General features: G+C 67.9%; 17 protein-coding genes and 1 pseudogene. 12 read left to right on the top strand and 6 right to left on the bottom strand.

The features are described from left to right. The first annotated feature begins 35 nt into the window (after nucleotides 1–35). Nucleotides 36–815, top strand: coding sequence for a 3-hydroxybutyrate dehydrogenase (locus SRAA_RS02680; RefSeq protein WP_045530780.1), 780 nt, complete (start codon nucleotides 36–38; stop codon nucleotides 813–815). 9 nt (nucleotides 816–824) lie between these two features. Here SRAA_RS02680 and SRAA_RS02675 read toward each other — a convergent pair whose 3' ends face one another. Then, nucleotides 825–1,586: an SIMPL domain-containing protein gene (locus SRAA_RS02675; protein ID WP_052467459.1), complete on the bottom strand. Its 762-nt coding sequence runs from the start codon at nucleotides 1,584–1,586 to the stop codon at nucleotides 825–827. A 222-nt stretch (nucleotides 1,587–1,808) separates the two neighbouring features. On the opposite strand from SRAA_RS02675, the gene ompR reads away from it, so the two are divergent. Both ompR and SRAA_RS02665 read left to right on the top strand, forming a co-directional pair. Then, nucleotides 1,809–2,555, top strand: coding sequence for an osmolarity response regulator transcription factor OmpR (gene ompR / locus SRAA_RS02670; RefSeq protein ID WP_045530779.1), 747 nt, complete (start codon nucleotides 1,809–1,811; stop codon nucleotides 2,553–2,555). A gap of 40 nt (nucleotides 2,556–2,595) precedes the next feature. Beyond that, complete coding sequence (locus SRAA_RS02665) at nucleotides 2,596–3,924, top strand: ATP-binding protein (RefSeq protein ID WP_082040074.1); 1,329 nt, start codon at nucleotides 2,596–2,598, stop codon at nucleotides 3,922–3,924. Between the two features lie 16 nt (nucleotides 3,925–3,940). Here SRAA_RS02665 and ispF read toward each other — a convergent pair whose 3' ends face one another. Next, the gene (gene ispF / locus SRAA_RS12810; RefSeq protein ID WP_275451283.1) at nucleotides 3,941–5,317 is read right to left on the bottom strand and encodes a 2-C-methyl-D-erythritol 2,4-cyclodiphosphate synthase; all 1,377 of its coding nucleotides are present in this window, start codon (nucleotides 5,315–5,317) and stop codon (nucleotides 3,941–3,943) included. 116 nt (nucleotides 5,318–5,433) lie between these two features. On the opposite strand from ispF, the gene mfd reads away from it, so the two are divergent. Genes mfd through serB form a run of 4 tightly spaced genes read left to right on the top strand, consistent with a single transcriptional unit; the run spans nucleotide 5,434 to nucleotide 10,572 of the window. Beyond that, nucleotides 5,434–9,096 (top strand): transcription-repair coupling factor, encoded by a 3,663-nt coding sequence (mfd, locus tag SRAA_RS12690; RefSeq protein ID WP_231849316.1) that lies wholly within the window; start codon nucleotides 5,434–5,436, stop codon nucleotides 9,094–9,096. Nucleotides 9,097–9,146: 50 nt separating this feature from the next. Further along, nucleotides 9,147–9,398: a hypothetical protein gene (locus SRAA_RS02650; RefSeq protein WP_045530776.1), complete on the top strand. Its 252-nt coding sequence runs from the start codon at nucleotides 9,147–9,149 to the stop codon at nucleotides 9,396–9,398. A 9-nt stretch (nucleotides 9,399–9,407) separates the two neighbouring features. Next, nucleotides 9,408–9,809, top strand: coding sequence for a type II toxin-antitoxin system VapC family toxin (locus SRAA_RS02645; RefSeq protein ID WP_045530775.1), 402 nt, complete (start codon nucleotides 9,408–9,410; stop codon nucleotides 9,807–9,809). Between the two features lie 34 nt (nucleotides 9,810–9,843). Then, a complete protein-coding gene (gene serB / locus SRAA_RS02640) occupies nucleotides 9,844–10,572 on the top strand; it encodes a phosphoserine phosphatase SerB (RefSeq protein ID WP_045530774.1) in 729 nt (242 codons plus the stop codon). Between the two features lie 3 nt (nucleotides 10,573–10,575). Here the strand turns inward: serB and SRAA_RS02635 are convergent, their stop codons facing one another. The 3 genes and pseudogenes from SRAA_RS02635 to SRAA_RS12820 all read right to left on the bottom strand — a co-directional run. Then, complete coding sequence (locus tag SRAA_RS02635) at nucleotides 10,576–11,949, bottom strand: TrpB-like pyridoxal phosphate-dependent enzyme (protein ID WP_045530773.1); 1,374 nt, start codon at nucleotides 11,947–11,949, stop codon at nucleotides 10,576–10,578. Nucleotides 11,950–12,019: 70 nt separating this feature from the next. Continuing rightward, nucleotides 12,020–12,442: a rhodanese-like domain-containing protein gene (locus SRAA_RS12825; RefSeq protein WP_338056382.1), complete on the bottom strand. Its 423-nt coding sequence runs from the start codon at nucleotides 12,440–12,442 to the stop codon at nucleotides 12,020–12,022. Nucleotides 12,443–12,646: 204 nt separating this feature from the next. Next, nucleotides 12,647–12,919, bottom strand: a pseudogene (locus tag SRAA_RS12820) (MBL fold metallo-hydrolase); the annotation flags it as partial. A 355-nt stretch (nucleotides 12,920–13,274) separates the two neighbouring features. Here SRAA_RS12820 and SRAA_RS02625 point away from each other — a divergent pair. Next, on the top strand, nucleotides 13,275–13,841 hold the full coding sequence (locus SRAA_RS02625) for a redoxin domain-containing protein (protein ID WP_052467457.1): 567 nt from the start codon (nucleotides 13,275–13,277) through the stop codon (nucleotides 13,839–13,841). 4 nt (nucleotides 13,842–13,845) lie between these two features. Here SRAA_RS02625 and SRAA_RS02620 read toward each other — a convergent pair whose 3' ends face one another. Continuing rightward, on the bottom strand, nucleotides 13,846–15,051 hold the full coding sequence (locus SRAA_RS02620; RefSeq protein WP_045533147.1) for an aminotransferase-like domain-containing protein: 1,206 nt from the start codon (nucleotides 15,049–15,051) through the stop codon (nucleotides 13,846–13,848). Between the two features lie 36 nt (nucleotides 15,052–15,087). On the opposite strand from SRAA_RS02620, the gene nth reads away from it, so the two are divergent. Genes nth through SRAA_RS02600 form a run of 4 tightly spaced genes read left to right on the top strand, consistent with a single transcriptional unit; the run spans nucleotide 15,088 to nucleotide 18,152 of the window. Further along, a complete protein-coding gene (gene nth / locus SRAA_RS02615; protein WP_045530771.1) occupies nucleotides 15,088–15,765 on the top strand; it encodes an endonuclease III in 678 nt (225 codons plus the stop codon). After that, nucleotides 15,762–16,544: a leucyl/phenylalanyl-tRNA--protein transferase gene (gene aat / locus SRAA_RS02610; RefSeq protein WP_045530770.1), complete on the top strand. Its 783-nt coding sequence runs from the start codon at nucleotides 15,762–15,764 to the stop codon at nucleotides 16,542–16,544. The genes nth and aat overlap by 4 nt, the downstream gene beginning before the upstream one ends. After that, nucleotides 16,541–17,293 carry an arginyltransferase gene (locus SRAA_RS02605; RefSeq protein ID WP_045530769.1) on the top strand — a complete coding sequence of 251 codons (753 nt, stop codon included), beginning with the start codon at nucleotides 16,541–16,543 and terminating at the stop codon, nucleotides 17,291–17,293. The genes aat and SRAA_RS02605 overlap by 4 nt, the downstream gene beginning before the upstream one ends. Before the next feature lie 52 nt (nucleotides 17,294–17,345). Next, nucleotides 17,346–18,152 (top strand): IclR family transcriptional regulator, encoded by an 807-nt coding sequence (locus tag SRAA_RS02600; protein WP_045530768.1) that lies wholly within the window; start codon nucleotides 17,346–17,348, stop codon nucleotides 18,150–18,152. The last annotated feature ends 10 nt before the right edge of the window (nucleotides 18,153–18,162 follow it).

The following is an 18,162-nucleotide window of genomic DNA, read 5'->3' as shown; positions in this document are numbered from 1 at the left end:
GTCCTGCCTATCGTAAATCAAACGGAGATGTTTTCATGCTCGCAAACAAGACGGCCCTGGTGACGGGCTCTACCAGCGGCATTGGCCTAGGGATCGCCAAGGCGCTGGCGCAACAAGGCGCGCACCTGGTGCTCAATGGCTTTGGCGACGCGCAAGCCGCTTGCGCCGAAGTGGCCGCCGTGGCCGCACCGGGGGCCCGGGTCAGCTACCAGGGGGCCGACATGAGCCAACCGCAGCAGATCGAGGCCATGCTGCGCGCCGCGGCGGCGGAGTTTGGCCGCATCGATGTGTTGGTCAACAACGCCGGCATCCAGCACGTGGCCCCGATCGAGGACTTTGCGCCCGAGCGCTGGGACGCGGTGCTGGCCATCAACCTGAGCAGCGCCTTTCATACCACGCGGCTGGCGCTGCCGGCCATGAAGGCGGCCAACTGGGGCCGCATCATCAACGTGGCCTCGGTGCACGGGCTGGTGGCATCGGCCTACAAAGCGGCCTACGTGGCTTCCAAGCACGCGCTGGTGGGCCTGACCAAGGTGGTGGCCCTCGAAACCGCCACCACCGGCGTGACCTGCAACGCCATCTGCCCCGGCTGGGTGCTGACGCCGCTGGTGCAAAAACAGGTCGATGAGCGCGCCGCCGCGCTGGGCTTGAGCAACGCCGAAGCCACCAAACACCTGCTGTGCGAGAAGGAACCCTCGCTGCAGTTCACCACGCCCGAGGAACTGGGCGCGCTGGCGGTGTTTTTCTGCTCGGCGGCGGCCGCCAATGTGCGCGGCGCGGCCTGGAACATGGACGGCGGCTGGGCGGCGCAGTGAGCGCCCCGGCTACTGCAATTGCACCGTGCCCGTCACCGTGACCTGCACCTGCGCCGTGCCGGGTTCGGCGGGCAGGGCGGCCTCGGCACCGTCCAGGCGGGCTTGGGCGGCCATCATCAGGCGCGGCCGGGGCGAAAAATCCTGCTCGCCATCGCTGATGGCGATTTCGCGCAATCTGTAATCGGTAAAACCAAAGTCGCGCGCCACCTGCTGCGCGCTGGCGCGAAAGCGCTCGATGGCGGCGCTGCGCACGCTGGCCTCGACCTGCTGGCGCGCCTGCGGGCTGAGTGTAAACGCCATCTGCGCCACGTTCAGGCCGCGCACCTGCGCCGCTGCCGTGGCCAGCCCTGCCACGTCGCGCCCTTGCAGCAGCAGCTCGGCGCTGCCGATCCAGCCCACGATCTGGCCCTCGGGGTCGTGGCGCGGCTGCAGGCTGAAATGGCCCGTGCCCAATTCGAACTCGCCCGCACGCACCTGCGGCCGCAACTGGCGCAACGCCGCCTCCACGCTTTGGCTGAGCTGGCGCTGCAAGGCCGCCGGGTCGGCACCCTGCACGCGCTGCGCCAGCGTTAGGGTGAGCCAGTCTTGGCGCACCGGCTGTTGTGCCGTGGCGCTCAGCTGCACCACGTTGTGCGGCAGTGGCTGCAGCGCAGCCGGGTTGACCGAAACCTGCGCCGCAGCAGCACCAGCGCCCAGCAGGCCGAGGCCCAGCGCCAAGCCCGCCAGCCCATAACGCAACTGCGCGGAGAGAAAAATAGGACGAAAAATCATTGGATTGCTCCTGTAATACCGGACCCATGCAAAGTGCGTGGCGCGCTTTTCCTTGCGCGGTGCACCCCCAGTGTGCCACCAGCAGCCCCGACCGATGGCGATTGGGGCTGCAGCCACGCGCAACAACTGTAACGGCGCGTTTCTCAGGCCTATATGACCCACCCCCTTGGGGCCGCCCAGTGTCACAATCGTTGTCACTGTTTTAGCTCTGACGCCAACCCCATGCCCCACCCCACCCCGGAACCGCCGCCGCACCGCACCGACCGCATCGTGGTCGTGGACGACGACGCCCGCATCCGCGACCTGCTCAACCGCTACCTGAGCCAGCAGGGCTTCGAGGTGCTGCTGGCGGCCGATGCGCGCGCGCTCGACAAGCTGCTGCAGCGCGAGACTTTCGACCTGATCGTGCTCGATCTGATGTTGCCGGGCGAGGATGGCTTGAGCATCTGCCGCCGCCTGCGCGCCGGGCGGCTGCGCACCCCCATCATCATGCTCACCGCCAAGGGCGAAGACGTGGACCGCATCGTCGGGCTGGAAATCGGGGCCGACGATTATTTGGGCAAACCCTTCAACCCACGCGAGTTGCTGGCGCGCATCCACGCCGTGTTGCGCCGCCGCCCGCCCCCCGAAGTCCCCGGCGCCCCTTCGACCGAACACGAGGTGGTGCAGTTTGGCCCCTTCGTGCTCGACCTTGGGCAGCGCACCCTGCAAAAAGACGGCATCGACATTGGCCTGACCAGTGGCGAGTTTTCCATGCTCAAAGCCTTGGTGCGGCACCCGCGCCAGCCGCTGTCGCGCGACAAGCTGGCGCAACTGGCGCGAGGGCGCGAGTTCGAGCCCTTCGACCGCAGCCTCGATGTGCAGGTCTCGCGCCTGCGCAAACTCATCGAAGCCGACCCAAGCGCGCCGCGCTACCTGCAAACGGTCTGGGGCGTGGGCTATGTGTTTATCCCCGATGGCAGCAGCTGATCTGCCAGCCGGTGCAGAACCGCGCCGCAACAAAGGGGGCATGGGAATCAGCCTGTTTGCTCGCACGTTTTTGCTGCTCGCGGCTTTGCTGCTGGGCTCGGTGCTGGCCTGGTTTCAAACCCTGCGCACGCTTGAAGAAGAGCCGCGTGCGGTGCAAAGCGCCCAACAACTGGCCACACTGGTCAACCTCACGCGCGCGGCACTGGCACACGCCGACCCGATCGCCCGCATTTCGCTGGTCACCACCTTGCTGCAGCAAGAGAATCTGCGCATCGCGGTGCGTGAGGTCGCCGACACCCACCTGGCCTACGACTACGATCCCTTGAGCCGGCGCATCAGCGCCGAACTGGCGCTCATGCTCGGGCCGCAGACGGTGGTGGCGCGCCAAGTCAACGGCTTTGACGGCCTGTGGATCGGCTTTGATATCGACGGCGACCGCTTCTGGCTGCTGGCCGATCCGGCCCGGGTGGGGCAAGTCGGAGGCGCCACCTGGTTGGTTTGGCTCGGCATTGCGGCGGCCTTGTCCCTGCTCGGAGCGGCCCTGTTTGCACGCCTGATCAACCAGCCGCTGCTGCAGCTCAGCGCCGCCACGGCGCGCGTGCGCTCGGGCGACTTCAGCGGGCCGCGACTCGATGAAACCGAGGCCACGCACGAGATTCGCGCTGTCAACATCGGCTTTAACCGCATGGCCGAGCAACTGGCCAAGGCCGAGGCCGACCGCACCTTGATGCTGGCCGGCATTTCGCATGATCTGCGCACCCCGCTGGCGCGGCTGCGGCTGGAAATCGAGCTCAGCGTGCCCGACGAGACCACGCGCCAACTCATGGCGGCCGACATCGACCAGGTGGCGGCCATCATCGACAAGTTTCTCGACTACGCCCGCGTCGATCAGGTGCAGCAATTGCAAGCCGTCGATCTGGCCGAGCTGACGGCCACCGCGCTGCTGCCCTACCAAGGCGCACCCGACTGCGCGGTGACCCTGGATGTGCCGCCCGGCCTGTGCGTGCTGGCCGACCCGGTGGAGCTGCGCCGTGTGCTCGACAACCTGCTGCAAAACGCCTCGCGCTACGGCCGCAGCCCCGATGGCTTGCTACGGCTGCAGATCAGCGCCCCACCCAGCCCGTCCGGCACGCTGACGCTGCAACTGGCCGACCAAGGCCCGGGCGTGCCGCCACCGCTGCTGCCGCGCCTGACCGAGCCCTTCTTTCGCGCCGACAGCGCCCGCACCGCCGCCAACGGCAGCGGCTTGGGGCTGGCGATCGCCGACAAAACCCTGCAACTCATGGGCGGCGCGCTGGAACTGCGCAACGGCGTGGCGGGCGGCCTGCTGGCGCGGCTGCGTTTGCCGAAGGCACCCGCCGAGCCTTGAGGACTGTTGCAGCGCCTCAAGCCACCCGCTGCAACAGCGCCACCGCGCGGCATTCGATCGCCAAACCCTGCCCCACCGGCCCGAGTTTTTCGGCCGTTTTGGCTTTCACATTGACTTGGCCCGGCTGCAGGCCCAGCACCTCAGCGATGCGCGCTTGCATGGCCGCTTTGTAGGGGGCCAGCTTGGGGGCTTGGGCGATCACGGTGGTATCGAGGTTGATCAGGGCGTAACCGTGTTCGGCTACGCGCTGCATGGCCTGCGCCAGCAACTGGGCCGAATCGGCCCCAGCGAAGCGCGCGTCGGTGTCGGGGAACAGTGTGCCGATGTCGCCCAGCGCGGCCGCGCCCAGCAGCGCGTCGGTGATGGCGTGCAGCAGCGCGTCGGCGTCGGAGTGCCCGAGCAGGCCGCTGGGGTGCGGGATGTGGATGCCGCCCAAAATCAGCGGCCGCCCCGGCACCAGCGCGTGAATGTCCCAGCCTTCGCCGATGCGCAGGCCGGCCAGGGGATTGGGGGCGGGGGTGGCCGGTGCGGGGCTGGCTGGGTTCATGGGGGCTGTTGTGGGAGTGGCGGCTGTGGCGGAATCGGGGAGCGCCAGGCGCTGCGTCTGCCGCTGCGCCAGCAGCGCCTCGGCCAGCGCGAAGTCGGCCGGGTAGGTGATTTTGAAGTTGCTGGCACTGCCCGGCACCAGCAGCGGCTGGGCCCCGCTGCGCTCGATGGCGCTGGCTTCGTCGGTGATGCCGGCATAGCCGCTGCCCTGGTGCGCCGCCAGCGCCGCGCGCAGGGCCCCGAGCCTGAACATCTGCGGCGTTTGCGCCAGCCATTTGTGGTCGCGCTCCAGCGTGGCCGCCACCCGGGGCATGGCGGCTGTAGCGGCTGTGGCGGCTGTGGCGGACTTGAGCGTATCGGGCAGCGGCAGCGCCAGCAGGCCGCCGACCGGGTCGTCCCAGCAGGCCGCGAGCAGGCGCTCGATCTGCGCGGGTTCGATCAGGCAGCGCGCGGCGTCGTGCACCAGCACCCAATCGCTGTCGCGGGCCCCGGCGGCGGCCAGTTGCTGCAAGCCGTTGTGCACGGTTTGGGCGCGCACCGCGCCGCCCACCGGCCAGACGCGCACCCGTGCGTCGCTGCTCTGGTAGGCGTCGTCGCCGGGTGCCACCACCACCGCCACCCCGGCCCAGTGCGGCAGCGCCAGAAAGGCCGCCAGCGTGTGCTCGATCACGCGCTGGCCGGCCAGCCGTTGGTACTGCTTGGGCGCGGCCGGATCGGCGGGGCGCACGGCCCGGCTGCCGTTGCCCGCGCTGGTGATGAGGGCGTAGCAGCGCGCCGGGGCCCCGTCGGCCACGCAGCCCCAAGGGGCGGGGATTGCAGGTATTTTGTTTGCAGTGGGATGGGTCACGGTGTGTGATTTTAGAATCAGCCGCTGGGCTATTGCCCTGCCGCTTTTTTTGCGCCTTTTGCGCCCCCCTTTTTGAACCCCTTGCGGGCCCCCCCTACCCAACCCGCCCGCCCACCATGCACCTGCCCCCCCTGAGCCCCGGCAAGCGCTTGCAGTTGCCGCGCCCCATAGGCAGCGCCGACGCCTTGCTGCTGGCGCAACTGGCCGAGCGCGAGCGCCGCGCTGGCCGGCTCACCGCCGTGGTCTGCGCCGACGCCGCCGACGCCCAGCGCCTGCTCGACGAAATCCCCTTCTTCGCGCCCGGCCTGCGCTGCGCCCTGTTCCCGGACTGGGAAACCCTGCCCTACGACAGCTTCTCGCCACACCAGGACTTGATCTCGGAGCGCCTGGCCACGCTCTGGCGCATCGTGCAGCGCGACCGCGCACTCGGGGCCGACGTGGTGCTCATCCCCGCCACCACCGCGCTCTACCGGCTCGCGCCACCGGCCTTTCTGGCCGCCTACAGTTTCGAATTCAAGCTGCAACAACAGCTCGACGCGGCCCGCCTCAAAGCCCAGCTCACGCTGGCTGGCTACCAGCACGTGAGCCAGGTCGTCGGCCCGGGCGAATACGCGGTGCGCGGCAGCCTGATCGACCTGTTTCCGATGGGCTCTGCGCTGCCCTACCGCATCGACCTGTTCGACGACGAGATCGACTCCATCCGCACCTTCGACCCCGACACCCAGCGCAGCCTGCACCCGGTGCCCGAGGTGCGGCTGCTGCCGGGGCGCGAGTTTCCGCTCGACGAAGCCGCACGCAGCCAGTTTCGTGCGCGCTGGCGCGAACTGCTCGAAGGCGACCCGAGCCGCAGCCGCCTCTACAAAGACATGGGCAACGGCGTGGCCAGCGCCGGCATCGAGTACTACCTGCCGCTGTTTTTCGACGCCACCGCCACCGTGTTCGATTACCTCGGCAGCGCCACCACGCTGGTGCTGCACGGCGAGCTCGAACCCGCCTTCCAGCGCTTTGCGCTCGACACGCGCGAGCGCTACCGCCTCGCCCTTGGCGACCCGGAGCGCCCACCGCTGCCGCCCGAACTGCTGTTCCTCGACGCCGAAGGCTTTTATGTGGCGGCCAAGGCGCTGGCGCAACTGGCGCTGCGACCGGCCAAGGAATCTGAGCAGCCAGACCCGAGCAGCGCCTGGGCGCAGACCCTGCCCGACCTCGCGGCCCAGCGCGCCGCCACCGACCCGCTGGAGCGCCTCAAGGCCCATCTGGCAGCCTGTCGGACTTGGGGCGTCGAGAGCGAAAATCGGCCCCAGCGAGAACAGTTTGCGCCGGGTTCGCCGCCCCATAGCCCGGCTATGGGGCCAGAAGACGGTGCAAAATGGGCCGCTGCGGTCGATTTGCAGCCGACTATCCCTAGGTCCGACAGGCTGCTAAAGCACAGCCCCCGGCGCGCCCTGCTGCTGGCCGAGAGCGAGGGCCGGCGCGCCAGCCTGCTCGACTTCCTGCGCGCCAGCGGCCTGAATCCGCCGCTGTTCGACTCGCTGGCCGCCTTCCAAACCAGCCCGGCCCCCGTCGGCCTGGCCACCGCCGCGCTGGCCAGCGGCTTTGCCTGGCTACCCACCGGCATCGACTTCGTCACCGAGACCGAGCTCTTTGCCACCGCACCCGGCACGCGGCGGCGCAAAAAACAGGAGCAGGTCAGCGACGTCGAAGCGCTGATCAAAGACCTGAGCGAACTCCAACTCGGCGACCCCGTGGTGCACAGCCAGCACGGCATCGGCCGCTACCGGGGCCTGGTCAACCTCGATCTGGGCGAAAAAACGGCCGACGGCAGCCCCGCGCTGCAAGAGTTTTTGCACCTCGAATACGCCAGCGCAGCGGTGCTCTACGTGCCGGTGAGCCAGTTGCAGCTCATCAGCCGCTACACCGGCGTGAGCGCCGACGAAGCGCCGCTGCACCGCTTGGGTTCCGGCCAGTGGGACAAGGCCCGGCGCAAGGCCGCCGAACAGGTGCGCGACGCCGCCGCCGAGCTGCTCAACCTCTACGCCCGCCGCGCCGCGCGCGAGGGCCACGCCTTTCGCTTTCCGGCGCAAGACTACGAGGCCTTCGCCAACGACTTTGGCTTCGAAGAAACGCCCGACCAAAAAGCCGCCATCCACGCCGTCATCCAGGACCTCATCAGCCCGCGCCCGATGGACCGGCTGGTCTGCGGCGACGTCGGCTTTGGCAAGACCGAAGTCGCCCTGCGCGCCGCCTTCGTGGCCGTCAGCGGCGGCAAACAAGTCGCCTTTTTGGCCCCCACCACCCTGCTGGCCGAGCAGCACTACCAAACGCTGCAAGACCGCTTTTCCAACTGGCCGGTAAAAATCGCCGAAATGAGCCGCTTTCGCAGCGCGCGCGAAATCAGCGCCGCCCTGCAAGGCATCCGCGCCGGCACGGTGGACATCGTGGTCGGCACGCACAAGCTCTTGAGCGAAAAAACCCAGTTCAAAAACCTCGGCCTGCTCATCATCGACGAGGAACACCGCTTCGGCGTGCGCCACAAAGAGGCCATGAAAGCGCTGCGCGCCGAAGTCGATGTGCTCACCCTCACCGCCACCCCGATCCCGCGCACCCTCGGGCTGGCGCTGGAAGGGCTGCGCGACCTGAGCGTGATCGCCACCGCGCCGCAGCGCCGCCTGTCCATCAAAACCTTTGTGCGAAACGAGGGCAAGGGCGTGATCCGCGAAGCGGTGCTGCGCGAGCTGATGCGCGGCGGGCAGGTCTATTTTTTGCACAACGAAGTCGAAACCATCGAAAACCGCCGCAGCCAACTGGCCGAGCTGCTGCCCGAGGCGCGCATCGCCATCGCCCACGGCCAGATGCCCGAACGCGAACTCGAGCGCGTGATGCGCGACTTCGTGGCCCAGCGCCACAACCTGCTGCTGTGCTCGACCATCATCGAAACCGGCATCGACGTGCCCAGCGCCAACACCATCCTCATCAGCCGCGCCGACAAGTTTGGGCTGGCGCAGTTGCACCAGTTGCGCGGCCGCGTCGGGCGCAGCCACCACCAAGCCTACGCCTACCTGATGGTGCCCGAGATCGACAGCTTAAGCAAAGCGGCGCAGCAGCGGCTGGAAGCCATCGGGCAGATGGAGGCGCTGGGCAGCGGTTTTTACCTCGCCATGCACGACCTCGAAATCCGTGGCGCGGGCGAGGTGCTGGGCGAAAACCAGAGCGGCAACATGCTCGAAGTCGGTTTTCAGCTCTACCACGAGATGCTGGCCGAAGCCGTCGATGCGCTCAAGGCCGGGCGCGAACCCGACCTGCTCAGCCCCCTGGGCGCCACCACCGACATCAACCTGCACGCCCCGGCCCTGCTGCCCAACGACTACTGCGGCGACGTGCACCTGCGCCTGAGCCTGTACAAAAAGCTCGCCAGCGCCAAGACCAGCGCGCAGATCGACACCCTGCTCGAAGAAATCGTGGACCGCTTCGGCAAGCTGCCCGCGCCCACCCAGACCCTGATCGACGTGCACCGCCTGCGCGTGCTCGCCGCCCCCTACGGCGTGCAAAAAGTCGATGCCACACCGGGCCTGATCCTGATCAGTTTCAAGCCCAACCCGCCCATCGAGCCGCAGCGCATCATCGAACTGGTGCAAAAAAACCGCCACATCAAACTGGCCGGCAACGACAAGCTGCGCATCGAACGCGCCCTGCCCGAAGCCAAAGACCGGGCGCAACTGGTGCGCGACGTGCTGCGCGCGCTCGGGCCGCCGCTGGCCGTGTCTCAGACCCCTAGCGTATAAGTGGCCAACACTTATAATTTCGACCATGGTTTTTTGATTCGGAGTGCAGCATGGCCCAAGTCACCATTTACCTAGAAGACCAAGCCCTGCAAGCGGCGCGCGCGGCGGCGGCGCGCCAGCAACTCTCGCTCAGTCAATGGTTCGCCCAGTTTGCGGCCGCCGAAAAGCGCCGCCAACACAACGACTGGGCCGCCTTCTACGCCGAGCTCGACGCCCTCGGCACCGAGGGCGACGACGACTTCCCCACGCTCGAAGCCCTGCGCGCCAGCCAAGTGCCCGACCTGCCCCGACAAAGCTGGTGAACACGCACCATGCCCTACCTGCTCGACACCAACATCCTGATTTATTTTTTCAAAGACCAGGGTGCCGTGCGCCAGCACATGGCGCAACAACGCGATACCGACATCCGCCTGTGCACCCCCGTGCTCTGGGAACTGCTCAGCGGTGCCTACAAATCGGCCCACCCCAACACCCAACTGCTCAAGCTGGAGGCCGTGCAAAACCGCTTCCAATCTCACCCCTTTGACGCCCAAAGCGCCGAACAGGCCGCCCGCACCCGCGCCCAGCTCGAAACCCAAGGCAGCCCCATCGGCCCCATCGACACCCTCATCGCTGGCATCGCCTTGGCGCATGGCCTCACCCTGGTCACGCGCAACACGCGCGAATTCGGGCGTGTGCCGGGCTTGCAGGTGGCCAACTGGTTTGATGCGTGACATTCCCTTCGATTCGATTCACAATCATTCATCCATGACCGCCCCCACCGAATTCGCCCCCGGCCTTGTCGTCCAAGGTTTTGCCCCGCCGCTGCGCCTGCGCGATTTCGAACTGATCGCCTTCGACATGGACTCGACGCTGATCAACATCGAGTGCGTGGACGAGATCGCCGACGCCGTGGGCCGCAAGGCCGAGGTGGCGGCCATCACCGAAGCCGCCATGCGCGGCGAGATCACCGACTTCAAACACAGCCTGCGCCGGCGCGTGGCGCTGCTCGAGGGCGTGACCGTGGCCGATATGGAGCGCGTCTATACCGAGCGGCTGCGCCTCAACCCCGGTGCCGCCGAGCTCGTGGCCGCCTGCCGCGCCGCCGGGCTCAAAACGCTGCTGGTCTCGGGGGGCTTCACTTTTTTTGCCGAGCGCGTGCGCGCCGAGTTGGGCATCGACTTCGTGCGCGCCAACGTGCTCGAACTGCGCAGCGGCCCGCACTGCGGCGCCCTCACCGGGCGCTTGCTGCCCCAGTGCTGGGGCGACATCTGCGACGGCGCCGAAAAGCGCCGCACCCTGCTCGAGGTCGCCAGCCTGCTGGGCTTGGAGCCGGCGCAGTGCATCGCCGTGGGCGACGGCGCCAACGACCTGCCCATGATGGCCGCCGCCGGGCTATCGGTGGCTTTTCAGGCCAAGCCGGTGGTGCGCACGCAGGCGCACGTGGCGATCAACCAGGGCGGGCTCGAGCGCCTGCTCGAAGTCGTGCGGCCCTAAACCTTAAACCCCAGTCCCGGGTACGCTGGGCAACCCGGCCAGCGCCAAGGCGAGCTCCTGCTCGTCGTAGGCTTCGTCCTTGAGCTCGCCGGCAAAGTACTTCTGGTACGAGGCCATGTCGAAGTGGCCGTGGCCGCACAGGCCAAACAAAATCGTCTCGCTGCGGCCCTCGCGCTTGCAGCGCAGCGCCTCCTCGATCGCGCCCTTGACGGCGTGGTTGGCCTCGGGCGCGGGCACGATGCCTTCGGCACGCGCAAACGCCACCCCGGCGGCAAAGCACTCGCCTTGGGTGTAGGCCACGGCTTCGAGCAAACCCAGCTCTTTGCAGTGGCTCACCAGCGGCGCCATGCCGTGGTAGCGCAAGCCCCCGGCATGAAAACCGGGCGGCGTGAAGGTGCTGCCCAAGGTGTGCATCTTGGTCAGGGGCGTCAGGTGCCCGGTGTCGCCAAAGTCGTAGGCGTAGCGGCCGCGCGTGAGCGACGGGCAGGCCGCCGGCTCCACCGCCACGATGCGCGCCTTGCGGCCGCCGCGCAGCGCGTCGCCCATGAACGGAAAAGCGAGGCCAGCAAAGTTCGAGCCGCCCCCGGTGCAGCCCACCACCACATCGGGCCAGGCGTCGGCCATCTGCAACTGCTGCATCGCTTCCAGCCCGATCACGGTCTGGTGCAGCAGCACGTGGTTGAGCACCGAGCCGAGCGCGTACTTGGTGTCCTCGCGTTGCACCGCCAGTTCCACCGCTTCGGAAATCGCAATCCCGAGGCTGCCGGGGTGATCGGGGCGCTGCGCCAGCACGCTGCGGCCATAGACGGTCTCGGCCGAGGGCGAAGCCACGCAGCGTGCGCCGTAGGTCTCCATCACGGCGCGGCGATAGGGTTTTTGCTCGTAGGACACGCGCACCTGGAACACCAGCACTTCCAAATCAAACAGGCTGCCGGCAAAGGCCAGCGACGTGCCCCACTGGCCGGCGCCAGTCTCGGTCGTTAGGCGCTTGACGCCGGCCTGCTGGTTGTAAAACGCCTGCGGGATGGCGGTGTTGGGCTTGTGGCTGCCGGCGGGGCTCACGCCCTCGTATTTGTAGAAGATCTTGGCCGGGGTGCCCAGCGCGCGCTCCAGCCGGTGCGCCCGGTACAGCGGGGCCGGGCGCCAGAGGCGGTAGATGTCGCGCACCGGCTCGGGGATTTCGATCTCGCGCTCGGTGCTCACCTCTTGCTTGATCAACTCCAGCGGAAACAGCGGCGCCAGATCGTCCGGCCCGATCGGCTGCAAGGTGCCCGGGTGCAGCACCGCGGGCGCGGGCTGCGGCAGATCGGCCTGGATGTTGTACCAGGCGCGCGGCAGCTGGCTTTCGTCGAGCAGGTATTTGGTCGGTGCGGTCAAGGCGTAACTCCTTTTATTGGTGAATGCCACGCGTGCTGATGGCAGAGCTTTTTCAGGTATTCACAAGCGCTCAGTTTTGTCGCCAAGGCAAGCCATGCTGGCGCCAGCCGCCTTTGCGCCCGCGCTGCGCCTGGGCATCCAAATCGCCCTCAAAGCCTTCGAGGATATTGTAGGCCGTCAGTCCCAGCTCGGTGGCGCGCTGGGCCGCGACGATGGAGCGCACCCCACTGCGGCACAGCAGCACCAGCTTGTGCCCCCCGGCGGCGGCCTGCCGGATGGCGGCGTCAAACTGCGGGTTTGGGGCCATGCCGGGCCACTGTTTCCATGCCACGGGCTGGGCGCCGGGCACAAAACCCACCCACTCGCGCTCGGCATCGGTGCGCACGTCCACCAGCACCGCCTCCCCGGCCTGCACCCATTGCCAAGCCAGTTGGGGCGACACATCGCCGGCGTAAGTGCCCAAGTGGGCTGGAGCGGGCGGACGCGCTTGCATCAGCAGCGCGCCATCGGCATCTTGCCGGATGCCGGAGTTCAGGTTGGCCGGCACCGCTTCGTCGATGCGCCGGGGCTTGGGCAGGTTCAGACCCTCCATGATGGCCACGAACTCGGCCTCGGTCTTGCCCGCCACCCGTGCATTGCCCGTCTTTTCTTGGGCGATGGTGGAATGGCTGCGGCCTTGGTAATCGTGCCCCGGCCAGACCGTGGTGCCGTCGGGCAGCGCAAACAGCACCTGGGTCAGGCTGTGGTAGAGGGCGTTGGCGCTGCCGGACTGGAAATCGGTGCGGCCGCAACCGTTGATGAGCAAGGTGTCTCCGGTGAACACGTGTTCGCGCCAGACATAGCTCATGCTGCCTGCGGTATGCCCCGGCGTGTGCAAAGCCAGCAGGGTTTCGGCACCGAAACGCAGCACGTCGCCGTGCGCCAACTGCGTGCCTGCGGTCCCGATGCCACAACCTGCCGGCGCCGCCATGCGGGCACCGGCCAGCTCGGCCAACTGGCCCGCGCTGGTGATGTGGTCGGCATGCGCATGGGTCTCGACGGCCCAGATCAGATTGAGGCCGTAGTCATGCAGGGTGGCCAGATCGCGCTCGATCTGTTCTTGCACCGGATCAATGATCAGCGCCGCGCGCGAGGCAGGGTCAAACAACACGTAGGTGTAGGTGCAGGAAGCGGGGTCGAAGAGCTGGATCGGCTTCATGGCACGGCCTTGCATTGTGTGTGTGTGGGGGGAGTAGTCGAGCAACAAAAGTATATCGTCTCCGCCGTAGGGTGGCTTGCACCCCCTAGGGGTATCATTGCAGGCTTGAATCACCCCCAACCGTGCCGTGTCCGATCCCCAAACCCCACCCTCCAAACCCACTTGGCGCTCGCGCTGGCGCTCGCACCTGTTCACCGTGGCGCTGCTGCTGGCGGTGTTTTTTGGTGTGCAAGCCTGGCAGACGCGCGCGGTGCCGGCCCAGCTCGACCTGCAGCAGCCGGTGCAATGGCTGCTGCCCACGGGCCAAACCCAAAACGGCAGCTTGCAGCAGGCGCTGGATGTGCTGCGGCTGCACCACCCGGGGCAACCGGTGGCGCTCTACGTCTGGGCCGAGTGGTGCCCGATTTGCCGCACCATGGAAGGCAGCGTGACGCGCCTAGGGCAAGACTGGCCGCTGCTCACGGTCGCCATGCAATCGGGCCCCGCCGCGCAGGTGCAGCGTTACCAGCAGCAACGCGGCCTGCCTTGGCACAGCGTGATCGACGCACGCGGCGAACTGGCGCAGGCGCTGGGCCAGCGCTCGGTGCCGGCCTTCATGGTGATCGACGCCCAAGGCCGTGTGCACCACCCCACCGTGGGCTTCACCACCGGCACAGGGATGCGGCTGCGGCTGTGGGCGGTGCGGGTGTTCTAGCGCCTCAGAGCGCCCGCGCCAGCCGCGCCACCCCTTCGCGGATGCGCTCCACGCCCACGGTGGCAAAGCTCAGGCGCAGCGTGGCCGGGTCGGGTGCGCTGGCGTAAAAGGGCCGCCCCGGCACAAAAGCCACGCCCTGGGCGATGGCGCGCTGCGCCAGTTCGTGGCCGTCGGCCAGTGCCGTGCCGGCCCCGCTGCGGCCCACGCCGGTCAGGCGCGCCCAAATAAACAAGCCGCCTTGCGGCGGCACAAAACCAAGCGCCGCCCCCAGCTCGCTGCGCAAGGCAGCCCCCATGGCTTGCGCGCGTTCGGCATACACCTGGCGCACCCGCTCCAGCGTGGCACCCAAGCGGCCGCCTTGCAGGTACTGCGCCGCCGTGGCCTGGGCGAAGGTGCTGGTGTGGGCGTCGCTGAACTGCTTGCACATCACCGCCTTGGCCAGCAGCTCGGGCGGTGCCACCAGCCAGCCGATGCGCAGCCCCGGGCTGAGCACCTTGCTCAGCGAGCCGCAGTGCACCAGGCAGTCGCGGCTGCCCGGCAGCTCCGCGCTCAAGGCCAGCAGGCTCGGCGGTGGAGCGGCGTCAAAATACAGGTCGCCGTAGGGGTCGTCTTCTACGATCAGGGTCTGGGTGCGCAGCGCCAGCTCCAGCACGCGGCGGCGCCGCTCCAGGCTCAGCAGCGCGCCGCTGGGGTTGCCAAAGGTGGGCACCAGATAGACGAATTTGGGCCGGTGTTGGGCGATCAACGCCTCCAGCCGCTGCACGTCCACCCCGTCGCCGTCGATCGGGGCCGAAATCAGCTCCGCGCCATAGAGGCGAAAGCACTGGATCGTGGCCAGAAAAGTCGGCCCTTCGACGATCACCTTGTCGCCGGGCGAGATCAGCGTCTTGCCGATCAGGTCCAGCGCCTGCTGGCTGCCGGTGGTGACGATGAGTTGCTCGGGTGCCAGCCCCGCCACCCCCTTGCCCGCCATCAGCGCGGCCAGTTGCTCGCGCAGCGGCGGGTAGCCCTCGGTGGCCCCGTACTGCAAGGCGGCGGCCGGGTCGTGCTGCAAGGCGCGTTCGCTGGCGGCGCGGATGCCCTCGACGTCGAACAGCGCCGCGTCGGGGAAGCCTCCGGCAAAGCTGATGATGCCCGGCTGCCCGAGCAGTTTGAACAGTTCGCGGATGGCCGATGTCTCGACGTTTGAGAGCCGATCGGCAAAACGAATCGCAGTGGGAGCGCTCATGGGTGAAAATCCCTAGCCATGAAACCAGAACACATCGAGCCGTTCTTTGCCGCACTGGCGGCGGCCAAGCCCGAGCCCAAAACCGAGCTGGAGTATAAGAGCGACTTCGAGCTGCTGTGCGCGGTGCTGCTGAGCGCGCAGGCCACCGACGTGAGCGTAAACCGCGCCACCCGCACCCTGTTTGCCGTCGCCGCCACCCCGGCGCAGATGCTGGCGCTGGGGCTCGAAGGGCTGCAAGCGCACATCCAGTCGATTGGGCTGTACCGCAGCAAGGCGCGGCACCTGCTGCAAAGCTGCCAGATGCTGATCGAGCGCCACGGCGGGCAGGTGCCGCGCACCCGCGCCGAACTCGAAGCCCTGCCCGGCGTCGGGCGCAAAACCGCCAACGTGGTGCTCAACGAGGCGTTTGGCGAACCCACGCTGGCGGTGGATACGCACGTGTTCCGGCTCGCCAACCGCACCGGGCTGGCACCGGGGCGCACGCCCTTGCAAGTGGAGCAGGGTTTGCTGGCGCGCATTCCGCCGGCGTATTTGCGCCACGCGCACCACTGGCTGATCTTGCATGGGCGCTATGTTTGCAAAGCTCGCCAGCCGCTGTGTGACCAGTGCCGCGTGGCGGCTTGGTGCGATACTTGGGCCGAGCGCGGGGCCGAGCGCGGGGCCAAGCCCGACACCAAACCCAGCGCAAACCCATGAGCCACCCGCCCGGCCCGCGCCCCGCCCTGCCCTGGCTGCAACCCGGCCAGCCTTTTCCGCCCGTGGAGCAAGCTTGGGGCGCGGGCGACCCCATTCCCGGCCTGCTCGCCGCCGGGGGCGCGCTCGATTGCGCCAGCCTAGAGCGCGCCTACGCCAGCGGCATCTTTCCCTGGTTCAGCGGCGAGCAACCCATACTCTGGTGGAGCCCGGACCCGCGCATGGTGCTGCGCCCGGCTGATTTTCGGCTGCACCCCTCGCTGCGCAAAGAGCTGCGGCGCGGGCTGCGCCAGGGCCGCATCGAAATCCGCATCGACAGCGCCTTCGAGCACGTGCTGCGCGCCTGTGCCGGGGTGCCACGAGCGGGCCAGCGCGGCAGTTGGATCGTCCCACCCATGATCGAGGCCTACCTGGCCTGGCACCGGGCTGGCGCGGTGCACAGCGTCGAAACCTGGTGGGATGGCGAACTCGCCGGCGCCCTGTACTGCGTCAACCTGGGACGCATGGTGTTTGGCGAATCCATGTTCAGCCGCCGCCCCAACGCCTCCAAAATCGCGCTGGCGGCGCTGGTGGCCTGTGCCCGCGCCTGGCAGGTGCCGCTGATCGACTGCCAGCAAGACACCGCGCACCTAGCCTCGCTCGGCGCCCGCACCCTGCCGCGCAGCGAATTTTTGCAGCTCGTGCAGCCGGCCCTTGCTGCGCCCGCCCCACCGTGGCAGTTTGATCCCCTACACTGGCAGGCCCTGTTCGAGCCCAGCCCCAGCAGCCACCCACCGCCATGACGCACCCGCAAGAACTCCCCTTGCAAGCCGTGCAGTTCTATGCCACGGCGGCCTACCCGTGCAGCTACCTCAACGAGCGCACGGCGCGCTCCCTGGTGGCCTCGCCCAGCCACCTGGTACGGGGCGACACCTACGCGCAACTGGTGGCCCAAGGGTTTAGGCGCAGCGGCCTGTTCACCTACCGGCCGCATTGCGACGGCTGCCAGGCCTGCATCCCGCTGCGCGTCGATGCGCAGGCCTTTGTGCCCAGCCGCAGCCAGCGCCGCGCCTGGAAGCGCCACGCCCATTTGCAGGCGCACGTGCTCACGCTGGGCTTCAGGCCCGCGCATTACGAGCTGTATTTGCGCTACCAGCGCCAGCGCCACCCGGGCGGCGGCATGGACCAAGACGACCTCGAGCAGTACCGGCAGTTCCTGCTGCAAAGCCGGGCCGATTCGCGCCTGGTAGAGTTCACCGAACCCGCTCCAGCGGGCGGCGGCGCCGAGGTGTTGCGCATGGTCTCGATCTTGGACGCGATCGAAGACGGGCTCTCGGCCGTTTACACCTTCTACGACCCCGAACCCAGCGCCGCTTATGGCGTCTACAGCGTGCTGTGGCAGATCGAGCAGGCGCGTCTGCTGGGCCTGCGCTACCTCTACCTGGGCTACTGGATCGAGTCCAGCCCCAAGATGAGCTACAAAAACCGCTTTCAACCGCACCAGCTTTTGCTCGACGGGCACTGGCAGCCCGCAGAGCGCAGCGGCGAATAAATTTCACCAGATAAAATAGCGCAGCAAGGCAATCGCCCAAAGGCCCTATTTTATGAACCGCATCCCGCTCCAAGCGCCGCTCCCCATCGCCCCACCCAAGCCCAGCGTGCAGGTGCTCGAACGCATGTTTGATTTGCTGGAGGTGTTGGCCCAGCACGAAGAGCCGGTCGCGCTCAAGGACATCAGTGAGCGCACCGGCTTGCACCCGTCCACCGCGCACCGCATCCTCAACGATCTGGCGCTGGGGCGCTTTGTCGAACGGCCCGCACCCGGGGCCTACCGGCTCGGCATGCGCCTGCTCGAACTCGGCAACCTGGTCAAGGGGCGCCTGAGCGTGCGCGACGCCGCGCTGCTGCCCATGCGCGAGCTGCACAAACAAATCCAGCAACCGGTCAACCTGAGCGTGCGCCAAGGCGACGAGATCATCTACGTGGAGCGCGCTTTCAGCGAACGCTCCGGCATGCAGGTGGTGCGCGCCATTGGCGGCCGTGCGCCATTGCACCTGACCTCGGTCGGCAAGCTGTTCCTAGCCGCCGACGAGCCGCAGCGCCTGCGCGCCTACGCCAGCCGCACCGGCCTGATGGGCCAAACCCGCAACAGCATCACCCAGTTGGCGGCGCTCGAGCGCGAACTGGCGCTGTGCCGCCGCCACGGCGTGGCGCGCGACAACGAGGAACTGGAAATTGGCGTGCGCTGCATGGCCGCCGGCATTTACGACGACCAAGGCCGCTTGGTGGCTGGCTTGTCGATCTCGGCCCCGGCCGACCGGCTAGAGGAAAGCTGGCTGCCCAAATTGCGCAACACCGCCGAACAGATCAGCCTGGCGCTGGGCTGGAGCGCAGAGCTTGGCCCGGCCTAAAGCACCCTGA

It is taken from the genome of Serpentinimonas raichei (assembly GCF_000828895.1).
In the GTDB taxonomy this organism is placed as follows: Bacteria; Pseudomonadota; Gammaproteobacteria; order Burkholderiales; family Burkholderiaceae_C; genus Serpentinimonas; species Serpentinimonas raichei.
The sequence above is the reverse complement of the archived record's forward strand: the minus strand, read 5'-3'. Positions and strand labels throughout refer to the sequence as shown.

Coding starts and splice junctions, on each gene's coding strand:
- SRAA_RS02680 (WP_045530780.1), top strand. CDS start 36: ATGCTCGCAAACAAGACGGCCCTGGTGACGGGCTCTACCAGCGGCATT.
- SRAA_RS02675 (WP_052467459.1), bottom strand. CDS start 1,586: ATGATTTTTCGTCCTATTTTTCTCTCCGCGCAGTTGCGTTATGGGCTG.
- ompR (WP_045530779.1), top strand. CDS start 1,809: ATGCCCCACCCCACCCCGGAACCGCCGCCGCACCGCACCGACCGCATC.
- SRAA_RS02665 (WP_082040074.1), top strand. CDS start 2,596: ATGGGAATCAGCCTGTTTGCTCGCACGTTTTTGCTGCTCGCGGCTTTG.
- mfd (WP_231849316.1), top strand. CDS start 5,434: ATGCACCTGCCCCCCCTGAGCCCCGGCAAGCGCTTGCAGTTGCCGCGC.
- SRAA_RS02650 (WP_045530776.1), top strand. CDS start 9,147: ATGGCCCAAGTCACCATTTACCTAGAAGACCAAGCCCTGCAAGCGGCG.
- SRAA_RS02645 (WP_045530775.1), top strand. CDS start 9,408: ATGCCCTACCTGCTCGACACCAACATCCTGATTTATTTTTTCAAAGAC.
- serB (WP_045530774.1), top strand. CDS start 9,844: ATGACCGCCCCCACCGAATTCGCCCCCGGCCTTGTCGTCCAAGGTTTT.
- SRAA_RS12825 (WP_338056382.1), bottom strand. CDS start 12,442: ATGCAAGCGCGTCCGCCCGCTCCAGCCCACTTGGGCACTTACGCCGGC.
- nth (WP_045530771.1), top strand. CDS start 15,088: ATGAAACCAGAACACATCGAGCCGTTCTTTGCCGCACTGGCGGCGGCC.
- aat (WP_045530770.1), top strand. CDS start 15,762: ATGAGCCACCCGCCCGGCCCGCGCCCCGCCCTGCCCTGGCTGCAACCC.
- SRAA_RS02605 (WP_045530769.1), top strand. CDS start 16,541: ATGACGCACCCGCAAGAACTCCCCTTGCAAGCCGTGCAGTTCTATGCC.
- SRAA_RS02600 (WP_045530768.1), top strand. CDS start 17,346: ATGAACCGCATCCCGCTCCAAGCGCCGCTCCCCATCGCCCCACCCAAG.